The sequence below is a fragment of the Marinobacter salexigens genome, from assembly GCF_018860765.1.
Lineage (GTDB): Bacteria > Pseudomonadota > Gammaproteobacteria > Pseudomonadales > Oleiphilaceae > Marinobacter > Marinobacter salexigens_A.
Window position 1 is genome coordinate 163,123 of record NZ_JAHKPV010000001.1, and the last position, 11,210, is coordinate 174,332.

At 53.7% G+C, this 11,210-nt stretch carries 14 protein-coding genes; 7 read left to right on the top strand and 7 right to left on the bottom strand.

Going from position 1 to position 11,210, the window contains the following annotated elements; all coding sequences use genetic code 11:
• Together moaD and KO508_RS00750 are read left to right on the top strand one after the other, a co-directional pair.
• Window positions 1-261: a molybdopterin converting factor subunit 1 gene (gene moaD / locus KO508_RS00745; RefSeq protein WP_216006448.1), complete on the top strand. Its 261-nt coding sequence runs from the start codon at window positions 1-3 to the stop codon at window positions 259-261.
• Between the two features lies 1 nt (window position 262).
• Window positions 263-727, top strand: a complete 465-nt coding sequence (locus tag KO508_RS00750; RefSeq protein ID WP_216006449.1) for a molybdenum cofactor biosynthesis protein MoaE — start codon at window positions 263-265, stop codon at window positions 725-727.
• A 163-nt stretch (window positions 728-890) separates the two neighbouring features.
• On the opposite strand, the gene mobA is transcribed toward KO508_RS00750, so the two are convergent.
• The gene (mobA, locus tag KO508_RS00755; protein WP_216006450.1) at window positions 891-1,481 is read right to left on the bottom strand and encodes a molybdenum cofactor guanylyltransferase MobA; all 591 of its coding nucleotides are present in this window, start codon (window positions 1,479-1,481) and stop codon (window positions 891-893) included.
• 71 nt (window positions 1,482-1,552) lie between these two features.
• The gene (trxA, locus tag KO508_RS00760) at window positions 1,553-1,879 is read right to left on the bottom strand and encodes a thioredoxin TrxA (protein ID WP_008169901.1); all 327 of its coding nucleotides are present in this window, start codon (window positions 1,877-1,879) and stop codon (window positions 1,553-1,555) included.
• Window positions 1,880-2,091: 212 nt separating this feature from the next.
• On the opposite strand from trxA, the gene ppx reads away from it, so the two are divergent.
• Window positions 2,092-3,618 (top strand): exopolyphosphatase, encoded by a 1,527-nt coding sequence (gene ppx, locus KO508_RS00765; RefSeq protein ID WP_216006451.1) that lies wholly within the window; start codon window positions 2,092-2,094, stop codon window positions 3,616-3,618.
• A 14-nt stretch (window positions 3,619-3,632) separates the two neighbouring features.
• Here the strand turns inward: ppx and KO508_RS00770 are convergent, their stop codons facing one another.
• Window positions 3,633-5,612: an ATP-binding cassette domain-containing protein gene (locus KO508_RS00770; RefSeq protein WP_216006452.1), complete on the bottom strand. Its 1,980-nt coding sequence runs from the start codon at window positions 5,610-5,612 to the stop codon at window positions 3,633-3,635.
• A 40-nt stretch (window positions 5,613-5,652) separates the two neighbouring features.
• Here KO508_RS00770 and KO508_RS00775 point away from each other — a divergent pair, with 40 nt between their 5' ends.
• The 3 genes from KO508_RS00775 (at window position 5,653) to KO508_RS00785 (ending at window position 7,479) form a co-directional block, all read left to right on the top strand.
• Window positions 5,653-6,219, top strand: a complete 567-nt coding sequence (locus KO508_RS00775) for a TIGR02444 family protein (protein ID WP_252737746.1) — start codon at window positions 5,653-5,655, stop codon at window positions 6,217-6,219.
• Window positions 6,213-6,596, top strand: coding sequence for a DUF4124 domain-containing protein (locus KO508_RS00780; protein ID WP_216006453.1), 384 nt, complete (start codon window positions 6,213-6,215; stop codon window positions 6,594-6,596). The genes KO508_RS00775 and KO508_RS00780 overlap by 7 nt, the downstream gene beginning before the upstream one ends.
• 148 nt (window positions 6,597-6,744) lie before the next feature.
• Window positions 6,745-7,479 (top strand): FKBP-type peptidyl-prolyl cis-trans isomerase, encoded by a 735-nt coding sequence (locus tag KO508_RS00785; RefSeq protein ID WP_216006454.1) that lies wholly within the window; start codon window positions 6,745-6,747, stop codon window positions 7,477-7,479.
• A gap of 99 nt (window positions 7,480-7,578) precedes the next feature.
• On the opposite strand, the gene rsd is transcribed toward KO508_RS00785, so the two are convergent.
• Window positions 7,579-8,058, bottom strand: coding sequence for a sigma D regulator (rsd, locus tag KO508_RS00790; protein WP_216006455.1), 480 nt, complete (start codon window positions 8,056-8,058; stop codon window positions 7,579-7,581).
• Between the two features lie 102 nt (window positions 8,059-8,160).
• Window positions 8,161-8,667 (bottom strand): disulfide bond formation protein B, encoded by a 507-nt coding sequence (locus KO508_RS00795; RefSeq protein ID WP_216006456.1) that lies wholly within the window; start codon window positions 8,665-8,667, stop codon window positions 8,161-8,163.
• 114 nt (window positions 8,668-8,781) lie between these two features.
• Here KO508_RS00795 and KO508_RS00800 point away from each other — a divergent pair, with 114 nt between their 5' ends.
• Complete coding sequence (locus KO508_RS00800; protein ID WP_216006457.1) at window positions 8,782-9,225, top strand: flagellar basal body-associated FliL family protein; 444 nt, start codon at window positions 8,782-8,784, stop codon at window positions 9,223-9,225.
• 17 nt (window positions 9,226-9,242) lie between these two features.
• On the opposite strand, the gene rmf is transcribed toward KO508_RS00800, so the two are convergent.
• Both rmf and gshA read right to left on the bottom strand, forming a co-directional pair.
• Window positions 9,243-9,461 (bottom strand): ribosome modulation factor, encoded by a 219-nt coding sequence (gene rmf, locus KO508_RS00805; protein ID WP_216006458.1) that lies wholly within the window; start codon window positions 9,459-9,461, stop codon window positions 9,243-9,245.
• A 146-nt stretch (window positions 9,462-9,607) separates the two neighbouring features.
• On the bottom strand, window positions 9,608-11,161 hold the full coding sequence (gshA, locus tag KO508_RS00810) for a glutamate--cysteine ligase (RefSeq protein WP_216006459.1): 1,554 nt from the start codon (window positions 11,159-11,161) through the stop codon (window positions 9,608-9,610).
• Window positions 11,162-11,210: the final 49 nt, after the last annotated feature.

Consider the following 11,210-nt stretch of genomic DNA (forward strand, 5'->3'; position numbering starts at 1 on the left):
ATGACTAACCAAACCCTAACTGTTCGTTTTTTTGCCCGCCTCCGAGAGGAGTTGGGCACTGAGCAACTCACCTTGCCGGCAGAAAAGGATCAGACCGCCGGTGATTTGCTGGCTGAGCTGGCTAGGCGCGGCGGCCCTTGGGCGCAACTGCAAAGCGGTCAGCCGGTGATGATTGCGATTAATCAAGCTATGGCGAAGCCTGCCACCCCGGTTAGGGCCGGAGATGAAGTGGCTTTTTTCCCGCCGGTAACGGGGGGCTAACATGATCAGCATTCAATCTGAGGATTTTGATTCAGGTTCTGAGTATGAGGCACTGCGGGATAGCGGTGCCGGTACGGGGGCTATTGCGACGTTTACGGGGCTGGTACGGGATAGTGGAGATACTCAAAACGTTTCCGGATTGTTTTTGGAGCATTATCCGGGGATGACGGAGCAGGTGATTTCTGGGCTGATTAAGGAGGCTTCGCGGCGCTGGGATGTACGCAAGGCGCGGGTGATTCATCGAGTTGGGCGGTTGCTATTGCAGGAGCAAATTGTGTTTGTGGGAGTTTGCAGCGCCCATCGGGGGGATGCATTTGCGGCTTGCGAGTTTATTATGGACGCTTTGAAGACATCGGCGCCGTTTTGGAAGAAGGAGCTTTCAGAGGCTGGGGAGCATTGGGTGGAGCAGAAGGCTTCGGATGTTGCTCGGGGGGATGCTTGGGACACTGGCGATCGGCAGCCGTAACTTGGGAGAGTGCCAGCCGGACTTTGACGGAGAACTCCTTCCCGAAAAACGCTGTTGATACGTCCTTGTACGCTTGGCTCCGCCATCCTTGGCTACGCACACTTTCGGGAAGGAGTTCTCCGCCAAAGCCCTAATTTGTACCAAGCCCTCTTGCCTTTCTCCCCTAACTCTCTAGGTCTTCTGGCCGGTTTCGATTTTGGAACGTTTCCTCGGCATCGGGGTAATCCAGAATTCTCGCGCCTGCACTTTCAGCGAACACCATTACCCTTCGGTTGTCGTCTCGTAGCTGGGTTTCCAGCAGGTTAATAAGTGATACCGGGTAAACACCGTGCAAGGGGTGGGTTCTTCCGGCACATTGGGCGATAACGGGGTATTCAGGCTGTTCGTGCCACGCAGTTGTTAACTGCTGAAATACCTCTGGCTGTATACCCGGAGTGTCGCAGGGGCATATGAGTACGGCGTCGAAGCCGCGTTTTCGGGCTTCGGTTAGGCCCGCCAGTAGTCCAGCGAGGGGGCCTTGGCCTTTTAGGTCCGGGGCATCTTGCAGCACGTGGCCAAGCAGGCGGTAGTCTTTTAGGGATCGGTTGGCGCTGATGAGTAGTGGCGTGGTAACAGCGCTGAGGGCTTCTGCTACCCAGTGGGCCATGGGGCGGTCGCGCCAATGCAATAGGCCTTTGTCTTTGCCGTTCATTCGGGTTCCTGCACCGCCAGCCAGTAGCAGGGCGCAAGTTTTTTTGGGGGCGGTTTCGGTCATGGTGAATCCAGGCCTAAAAAAACCGCCCAAGAGCAGGGCCCAGGGGCGGTTTTCAGGCTTTCAGGATGCAATCAGAGATTGCTGTCCAAGAAGGCCGCGAGCTGAGACTTGGACAGTGCGCCTACTTTGGTGGCGTCAACGTTGCCATTTTTGAACAGCATCAGCGTGGGAATACCTCGGATGTTGAACTTAGGCGGGGTCTGCTCGTTTTCGTCGATGTTGAGCTTGCAAACCTTCAGTTTGCCATCGTATTCGTCGGCAATTTCTTCGAGTACGGGTGCGATCATCTTGCAGGGGCCGCACCACTCCGCCCAGTAATCAACCAGTACGGGAACGTCAGATTGAAGTACGTCCTGTTCGAAGGAAGCATCTGTTACGTTTACAATATTTCCGCTCATTTCGTTTTTTCCTGATTAGTGCTTTGGTTGCTACTTTACGCGATTGATCCCGCGTATGTGAAGCGGTAGATCCACCACCTTGATTGCTCAATGTTCTGACCCCAGTCAATTCGGTCAACTTTCCACTAGAGCCAAACCCGCGCATTGACTGACATATCCTATGATTATGGCTTATAGTACGCGCAGATTCTTACCACAGGATTCAGACCACCGTGACGGCCACCTCTTCCGCCGAAATCGCAGCTACGCCACCGGATATGCTTGCGGCCATCGATATGGGCTCAAACAGTTTCCATATGGTTGTGGCCAGACTTGTCCAGGGCGAAATCCGCACCATGGAAAGAATGGGCGAAAAAGTTCAGCTAGGCGACGGCCTTGATTCTGAAAACAATCTAACAGAAGCGGCGCAACAGCGTGGCTTGGACTGCCTGCGGCGGTTTGCCCAGCGCCTTAACGGTACGCCTCCCGAGGGTGTTCAGATTGTAGGTACAAATGCGCTCAGGGTGGCGCGTAATGCCAACCAGTTTATCGCACGAGCAGAAGAGGTGCTGGGTTATCCGGTAGAGATCATCGCCGGGCGGGAGGAGGCCCGAGTGATCTATCTGGGCGTCTCACACACACTCTCAGATGACGCCGGGCGGCGTCTGGTGATCGACATAGGCGGAGGCAGCACGGAACTCATTATTGGCGAGCGATTTGAGCCACAGGAGCTGGAAAGCCTACACATGGGATGCGTGTCTTTTCGGAACCGGTATTTTTCCGATGGCCGAATAACCCGTAAACAAATGGACAAAGCCATTACCCACGCAGAGCAAGAACTATTAGGCATTCGCCGGCGCTTTCGTTCAATAGGCTGGGAAAGTTCGGTAGGAGCATCCGGGTCTATCAAGGCTATTTGCAACGTTTTGAAGACGCTTAAAATCACCGATGGTGCCGTTACCTGGAATGCCATGGAGGAGCTACGCCGACGGCTTGTGGATATGGGCAGTGTCGAGAAGCTAAGCGATTTGGGGTTGCGGCCAGACCGACAGAATATTTTCCCCGCCGGATTTGCCATCCTTATGGGGGCGTTCCAGTCTTTGAACATTCAGGAACTCATCTATACTGACGGAGCACTTCGAGAGGGTCTACTATACGGAATAGCCGGGCGAATCCAGCATGAGGATGTGCGTGAGCGCAGTATTTCAGCGCTGCAGGAGCGGTATCAGGCGGATCAAAACCACGGGGCCGCTGTAGAGGCAACGGCGGTCGCTGCTTGGGAGCAGATTGCGGAACACTGGGGGCTAAACACACCTACAGACGAAGAGACCCTGCGCTGGGCCTGCAGGTTACACGAAATCGGTCTGGCAATTTCCCATAGCCAATATCACAAGCACGGCGCTTATCTGTTGCACTACTCTGACCTCGCTGGTTTTACGCAGCAGGCGCAACGGGAACTGGCCATTTTGGTGCGCGGCCACCGCCGAAAATTCAGCTCGTCCATTTTCGATGGCGTCGACCCCAGCGATCTAGGGCGCCTGCGGCACTTATGTATACTGGTACGCTTGGCCGTACTGATTCAGCACTCCCGCAATCTGGAACCGCCACCGGCTTTCACTCTCCAACCTAGGGAGCAAGGCCTTTTAGTGACGTTTCCGGAAGGCTGGTTTGATGAGCGACCTCTGACCTATGCCGATCTGATGAATGAACAGGACTACCTTGCCAAGCAAAACTTTGTGCTTGAGCTGGCTGGCGGCTGACGGAGCGCTTCGCTTCACTGTCCCGCCAGCTCACCCTCCATTGCCTCGACCGTTTCGCTGACATCAAGCCACTGAGCTTCAACATCTTCAAGTTGACCTTTCGCCGCCGACTGCTTACCTAGCAGGTCTTTTAAGCGGCCTTTGGACTCATCACCGTAAAGGGCAGGATCTGCAAGCTCAGACTCCAAGTCGTTCAGCGTCTCATGCAGAGTTTCCATCTGCTTTTCCAATGTCGCCTGCTTCTTACGGTATGGGCTCAGCTTCTGTCTGAGCGCGGCTTCCACTCGCTTGCGGGCCTTTCTGTCTTCAGCACTTTCCCCTACAGCAGCGTCTGCTTGTGCCGGTGCTGTATCTGAGGAGCTAGCAGCACTGCCAAGCTGACGCTTTGGTGGTTCGGCATCGTCTTTTCGGCGATCCGCCAACCAGCTCTCGTAATCTTCAAGATCACCCTGATACTCCGCAACATGGCCATCGTTCACCAGCCAAAATTCGTCAACGGTATTACGCAACAGGTGCCTGTCGTGAGATACCACCACAATAGCGCCTTCAAAATTCTGCAGCGCCATAGTCAAGGCTTGACGCATCTCCAGATCAAGATGGTTAGTCGGCTCATCCAACAAAAGCAGATTGGGCTTTTGCCAGGCGATAACCGCCAAAGCAACACGGGCCTTCTCTCCACCAGAAAATGAGCGAATGGGGCTCAGGGCTTCATCACCATGGAAATCAAAACCACCGAGAAAGTTGCGAACGCTTTGCTCAGACGCTCTGGGCGACAACCGTTGCAAGTGGAGAAAAGGGCTTGCATCAAGATCGAGTGATTCCAACTGGTGTTGCGCAAAGTACCCTATCGCCAGATGCTCGCCGCAGGTGCGCTCACCGGATAACAGGGTGCTAGCTGTACCTTGCTCGCCCTGCCCTAGCAACGCATCCATCAAAGTTGATTTGCCAGCACCGTTAGGACCCAGTAATCCAACACGGCTCCCTGGCAGAAGGGTTAAATTAATGTTGCTCAGTACCTTGGTGTCACCATGCCCGGCTTGTCCGTGTCTTATCGAGAGCAACGGGTTAGATACTTTATCTGCCATGGGAAATTCGAAGCTGAACGGTGAATCTATGTGCGCAGGGGCAATTTTCTCCATCCGTTCCAGAGATTTTACCCGGCTTTGTGCTTGCCTAGCCTTGGTGGCTTTCGCTTTGAATCGATCAATAAAGCGCTGGATTTCGGCAATTCTCGCTTGCTGCCGTTCAAAGCCGGCTTGCTGTTGCGCAATACGTTCGCTGCGCTGCCCTTCAAACGCTGAGTAGTTACCCGTATATAGCTCCAGCTTCTGCCGATCAAAATGTACTATGTGGGTGGCCACCCTATCCATGAAGTCACGATCGTGGGAAATAAACAACAGGGTTCCATCGTAGCGGCGCAGCCAGTTTTCTAGCCAAAGGCAGGCATCAAGGTCTAAGTGGTTGGTTGGCTCGTCGAGCAACAAAAGATCGGAAGGCCGCATGAGCGCCTGAGCAAGGTTCAGACGGATACGCCATCCGCCCGAGAATGCGGAAACTGGCCGGTCTGGGTCTTCATTCCGGAATCCTAGCCCCCGGAGCAAAGATTCTGCACGCCGCGCCGCAGACCAAGCCTCATGTACATCTAACTCACCATGTATGTGCGCAACGGCGTTGTCATCGCCCCGGGCTTCCGCCTGCTTGAGTTCGCGCTCAAGCCGCCGCAAATCCAGATCTCCATCAAGAACGAAGTCTCTGGCGCTTCGTTCTGTCGCCTCCACTTCCTGCGCCATGTGCGCAATACGGCAGCCGCCGGGAAGAGACACGCTGCCCTGCTCCGGCGTCAGTTGTCCTAGCAGTAACTGGAAGAGGCTGGATTTGCCTGCACCATTGGCACCAACAACCGCCACACGTTGGCCGGATTGAACCGTTAGGGCGACGGAATCTAGCAACCAGGCGCCACCCCGTTGTAAACTGAGATCGGTTATCGTTAACATGTTGTCATATAATCAAGGTGAAATTGTCAGGGACGGTTCAATGCTCATGTCAGCCAGCTCGCTCGTCTCCCAAGATTTACCATTAAAAACCATGGAGTTACCGGAAGACTTAGAGCCGGACAACCCTCTTTGGCAATTTGCACTGGCAATTTGGCAGCACTCCGCGGCGCAAGAAGCCTGTTTGGCACTTCAGGATGAGGGCTGGAGCGTAACACGAATTTTATGCGCCGGCTGGCTTGCCCTTAACGGCATAGCCTACACCGGAATCGAGGAGGCTACGGTAACAGAGTGGCGCAACCGTGTAACCGGCAGCTTACGCGGCATTCGCAGATCTGTGCCGAAAGCGCAGAGAGCTTACTTACCTCTGCGCACAAACCTCGCCAACCTTGAGCTGGAGGCAGAACGAATAGAACTGGCCTTAGTCTGGCGGAATTCTCAAGCCCCCCACCCGGAACCAAGCACTATGTATACAAGTGACGAGCTGATTCAGTCTAATCTAACGACTGCAGCACCGGCAGCTGGTACAAGCCCGGAAGCCAAACAATTGCTTGGTATTTTGCGCGACATCATTTCCACCCTTCAACCCGGAGGCGCAACGCCATGCTAATCAAATGGCTTGTTCGGCTCTCGTTCCCAGCTCTCGGTTTATTGATGCTCCTGATAGTCTTTGGCCTAAATGAGCCAGACCAAATATCCGAGCCTGTAGCGGAAGAAGCGCCAACGGAAATACCCGCATTTGAGGGGCTGGTCCCCTCGCCGATCCCGACAGAAGGCCCCGACATAGTTTTCAAATGGAAAGATACCGACGGCAACTGGCACTACGCCGACCGGCCGCCGGAGCAAGGCCCATGGAATACACTCGCCATCGAGAGAGCTGACAAAAGCCGAGCGCCTGCGAGAATCTCGAATCCTGAGACCGATTGGCAATCCCCCTATAGCGCGCCCTTCACGCTTAGCCCAAACGCCGGCAGTAATGAAAGCTGACGGCATATGCGCATCTTCACTGAACAATCTGTAACGCCTTAACAGATGTTCAGTGGAATCTGAGCTCTGAACCCGCTACCTTTTGCCCTTTGGCAAACACAATACGTGGGTTTCAGCCCACTCCGTACCAACCCGAAAGGATGATGTAATGAAAAAAACGCTACTTGCACTGGCGATGACTGGCGTGGTTGCTGGATGTTCAACGCCCCCTGAGACTCCAGCAGACCCGAAGCTGGACTCTACCGATGAGAAAGTTAGCTATGGCATGGGTCTTGTGCTGGGTGAGCGGATGGGTAACGACCTGCCAAACCTTCAAATGGATCAATTCCTTCAAGGGATTCAACACGGACATGCCGGCGACGACGAATCCAAGCGTATGAGCCGCGAAGAGATCCAGAAGGCTTTGATGGAATACCAACAGTCGCTGCAAGAAGAGCAAAGCAAGCAAGCTGAAGAGTTGGCGGAGAAAAACCGTGAAGCCGGTGAGTCCTTCCTTGCTGAGAACGCTGAGCGCGATGGTATCGAAACAACCGACTCCGGGCTTCAGTACGAAGTTTTGGAAGAGGGTAACGGTGAGCAGCCGGGTGCAACCGATACCGTACAGGTGCACTACACAGGTGAACTGCTTTCCGGTGAGGTCTTTGACAGCTCCCGCGAGCGCGGCGAGCCAGTTACATTTGCCCTGAATCAGGTTATCCCCGGCTGGACCGAAGGCCTGCAGCTCATGAGCGAAGGCGCCCGCTATAAGCTATACATTCCGTCTGATCTAGCCTACGGCCCGGGCGGAAACCGTTCAATTGGCCCTAACGAAACCTTGGTTTTCGATGTGGAGCTACTGGCAGTAAACCCAGACGCAGACAAAGAAGACTCTGCGTCCGAATAATCTAGAAAGGAAGCTTCAGCCTGCCTGAAGCAAAAAAAGCCTCAGCAACCAACCGTGTAAGTGCTGAGGCTTTTTTGTGATCGCCTATGCCAAATCAACTCAGGCCGGGGCAACTTTGTCTCCATGCACGTTGTGCAGATGCTCAATCAAAAAGTCCTCCATCTCAAAGCGACTTTCCAGCGTTTCACCCAGATGGGAAAGTTGTTCAAACAGCGCTTTCACATCTTTTTCAGACAAATCAGCTTCGTCCAACTGGTCGTTAAAATTAAGCGCCACTTCTGTGGTTTCTTCAATACGCGGGTATACCTTGGCTGCCAGCTCCAACCCGCCATCGTTGAATTCACGGGCCTCCCTCACAAGCTGCTCATAAATCTCAAAGTGGCCGGTAGAAACATAGTCCACCAACACTTCACATAGCCGTACAAACTTGTTTTTAAGGGCTTCTGTTTGCGAGAAATCGCTTTCGCCGGACAAATCGCAGTAGTGAACCAGAAGCTCTTGACGATCCTTGAGCCAACGGTCAATAAGCTCGCTGACGCCACCCCAGCGCTCCCTGGCATTTCGGCAGTTTTCCAACATAACGCCTTATCTCCGCTTGAAAGTCCTACTGTTCAGCCATGGTGCTGATTTTTGTTAAGTTCGAATCAACTTACCCCATGCTGGCTTCCGGTCGCAACCGTTTCAACCCGCGATTTGGCTTTTCGGGTTTCCCCGGTGGAAGAGCATGATCAAACCCGAAATTATCAACAGCGCAAAAAACACAGCACTCCAACCCGGAATGCTCAAACCAAGAAATCGCCAAACAACAGCGGCGCAGTCGCCTGTTCCTTTGAGTGCGGTCGTCAGCACGTCCATAAACGGCAGTACTTCCAACATATAGTCCACCGAGGGGCCGCAGGCAGGCACCTGATCCGGAGGCAAGTTCTGGAGCCACAACTGTCGGCCCGCAACGCCCAGCCCGGCGCCGGCCGTTGCTACCAGCAACATGCCATATACTCGCACCCCTAGCGACTTTGGCCCATGCAAAGCCGCCACAAAGCTCACCAGCCCAACCCCCATAAAACCAAAGCGCTGGAGCCAGCACAGCGGGCAAGGTTCAAGCCCCATAACGTGCTCCATATAAAATGCCACACCCAATAACCCGGCGCAGACAACAAAAACGAGTGCAAAGAGTGCTCTTACTTTCACAAAGTTTCCTCAGTTTTACACAAATGCGTTGCCTGGCCTGCTATTCTCGGTTTATCCGGCGGAAACGCTGCTGAATTTGTCACTAAACCCTAAACCACGACGAACTGCAAGCTTATGACACCTCAGCCAAAATTCGTTTTATTCATTATCTTGTTGCTATTTCTACAGCTACCTAACGCCTGGGCAGAAGACGCCACCAATGGCAACGACGGAGCCGCAGAAAAATCGGGCGTTACGGATTACATCGCCATGGAACCGGCCTTCGTAACTCACGTTGGAAGCCCGGGCGGAAAATTAACCTACCTGAAAGCAACCATCAGTCTCAGGGCTTCAAAGCAGACTACAAGGCCCGCGGTGGAAGCCCATATGCCAAGGCTGCGCCATGAGTTGGTGATGCTGTTTGGCGAGCAAACAGATACAGACAAGCTGACCACTATGGAAGGTCAGGAGGCGCTGCGTGAGGAAGCCAAATCAAGAATAAACACAGTGCTGGAGGAACAGCAAACCGGCGAAGCGATAACCGGCGTGCTGTTTACAGAATTCGTGGTGCAAAAGTAGGGCGGAACCAGAGCGTTTTAGGCAATCCGGGAGAACAGATCATTTTCCGCTATGGCGGCTTCTTCCCGGAGACTTTCACCGGCGTCATCCCAACCTGCCTCCCAGGCAGCAACAACCACTTCGCCACGATAGGGGCAACGGCTTTTATCCATACCCATGGAAGCGGCCAAGTGGCCCTGACGATAGGCTTTATTCAAGGCTTCGATGCCTAAGCCGAGTTTCATGTCCTTTACCATATCGCGTCTCCCTCAAACTGATGCTACTGACGTTAGCACCAGCGTCAGAAAGTGACAAATTTTTGTTCTGCTTCTGTGAAGCATGTCCGCCAATGATGAGAACTAACTGAAACTACCTAACATAACGACACGTTCTGCGCCCCGTTTCAGGAGCGCAGGTATTGTTCAAGAAAGTCATTGAACGTCAGAGTGTCCGATGCCTCAATTCGTTTCTGCTCGTCTATTGAGCTCTTACTTGCCGCAACAAAGGCCGCTTCTACACCGGCATCCATACCTTCTTTGCGAAGCGTGCTCTGATGTTTTAGCGCCATATCCATGGTCCAGTCCTTGTGGCCAAGCCCGGAAGCCCGCATGGCATCAACAACCCGGGCAGACGGCGCTTGGCTATCGCCGGATAAAACACCCCGCTGAGCTGAAAGAGCCTTACGATACACGTCACCTCCATTCCAGCCGTCAAGCACGCCTGCCAGCGGCTCTAGGCGATCAAGTATGTCGGTAGCCGCTTCACCAATGGGCGTGCGCTCGCCAGCCCTGCACAGGGCCAGCTCATGATTACGCCCTTTGGACACAACATCTTTGTAGTTATCATCCAACAAACTACACTCTGCATCGTCGATTCGCGGCGACTCTGAGAGCAAACAGTCCAACAGGAAAAGATCCAGAAAATCGATCTGAGCTTCATTAACCCCTACCGGCGAAAAGGGGTCGAGATCCAAACAACGCACTTCAATATATTCCACACCGCGAGATTCAAGCGCATGAATCGGCTTTTCTCCGCTTTGAACAGTGCGCTTAGGCCGAACGGCACTGTAGTACTCATTTTCTATCTGCAGCACGCTGGTGTTGATCTGGATAAACTGACCGTCACGCTGGGTACCCAAAGCTTCATAGGCTGGCCAATTGGTATGAATAGCTCTATCCAGAGTTTGGGTATAGGTACTGAGCTTGTTGAAGCAAATATTCAACGACGACTGGGCGTTGTTGTGATAACCCAAATCGCCCATGCGCAATGAGGTGGCATAGTCACCAAACCAGCTACGCTCGTCAAACCGGCTAAGGTCGTGACGCACGCCATCAACAAAGCTTGCGTCCAAAGCTGGTGAGGCGCCGAAGAGCAACATCAGCAGCCAGCTTCTGCGGCGGAAATTACGAATTAACCAGAAATATTGCTCAGACTTGAAGTCTTTCATGCTTTGCTGGTCGCCCAGCGCGCCCTGCCAGATATCCCAGAAGCTGTCCGGCAGCGAGAGGTTGTAATGGGTGCCGGCGATACTTTGCATCATGCGGCCGTACCTAACCGCCAGACCTTGGCGGTATACGTGCTTTAGCCGTCCGGTGTTGGAAGAGCCATACTCCGCGATGGGAATACTGGCGTCGCCGTCCAATTCGCAAGGCATGCTCGCGGGCCAGAAAACCTCATCTCCGAGATTCTGCTGCACAAAGCAGTGGGTGTTACGCAAAGACTCCAGCATCTCGGGTGTACTGCTGCACACCGGGGTAATTAGTTCAAGCAAAGCTTCAGAGTAATCGGTTGTGATAGACGGATGCGTCAGCGCTGAGCCCAAAGCCTCGGGATGGGGTGTCTGAGCGATAAAACCATTGCGGTCAACGCGCAGACCTTCCTTCTCTACTCCTTTGAGGAATCCATTCCAATCGCTCGCAGCGAATTGACGAAAAATAGAGTGCCGGGATTCGGCCATGTTTGACTCCTGCTGCAGCCAGCGGTGCCTTATGGGCTCTACTGGCTGG

Bases quoted from the DNA above. Each gene is read 5' to 3' on its own strand.
- KO508_RS00780 (WP_216006453.1), top strand. From the start codon at position 6,213: ATGCTAATCAAATGGCTTGTTCGGCTCTCGTTCCCAGCTCTCGGTTTA.
- KO508_RS00770 (WP_216006452.1), bottom strand. From the start codon at position 5,612: ATGTTAACGATAACCGATCTCAGTTTACAACGGGGTGGCGCCTGGTTG.
- KO508_RS00775 (WP_252737746.1), top strand. From the start codon at position 5,653: ATGCTCATGTCAGCCAGCTCGCTCGTCTCCCAAGATTTACCATTAAAA.
- moaD (WP_216006448.1), top strand. From the start codon at position 1: ATGACTAACCAAACCCTAACTGTTCGTTTTTTTGCCCGCCTCCGAGAG.
- trxA (WP_008169901.1), bottom strand. From the start codon at position 1,879: ATGAGCGGAAATATTGTAAACGTAACAGATGCTTCCTTCGAACAGGAC.
- KO508_RS00800 (WP_216006457.1), top strand. From the start codon at position 8,782: ATGACACCTCAGCCAAAATTCGTTTTATTCATTATCTTGTTGCTATTT.
- gshA (WP_216006459.1), bottom strand. From the start codon at position 11,161: ATGGCCGAATCCCGGCACTCTATTTTTCGTCAATTCGCTGCGAGCGAT.
- rsd (WP_216006455.1), bottom strand. From the start codon at position 8,058: ATGTTGGAAAACTGCCGAAATGCCAGGGAGCGCTGGGGTGGCGTCAGC.
- KO508_RS00750 (WP_216006449.1), top strand. From the start codon at position 263: ATGATCAGCATTCAATCTGAGGATTTTGATTCAGGTTCTGAGTATGAG.
- rmf (WP_216006458.1), bottom strand. From the start codon at position 9,461: ATGGTAAAGGACATGAAACTCGGCTTAGGCATCGAAGCCTTGAATAAA.
- KO508_RS00785 (WP_216006454.1), top strand. From the start codon at position 6,745: ATGAAAAAAACGCTACTTGCACTGGCGATGACTGGCGTGGTTGCTGGA.
- mobA (WP_216006450.1), bottom strand. From the start codon at position 1,481: ATGACCGAAACCGCCCCCAAAAAAACTTGCGCCCTGCTACTGGCTGGC.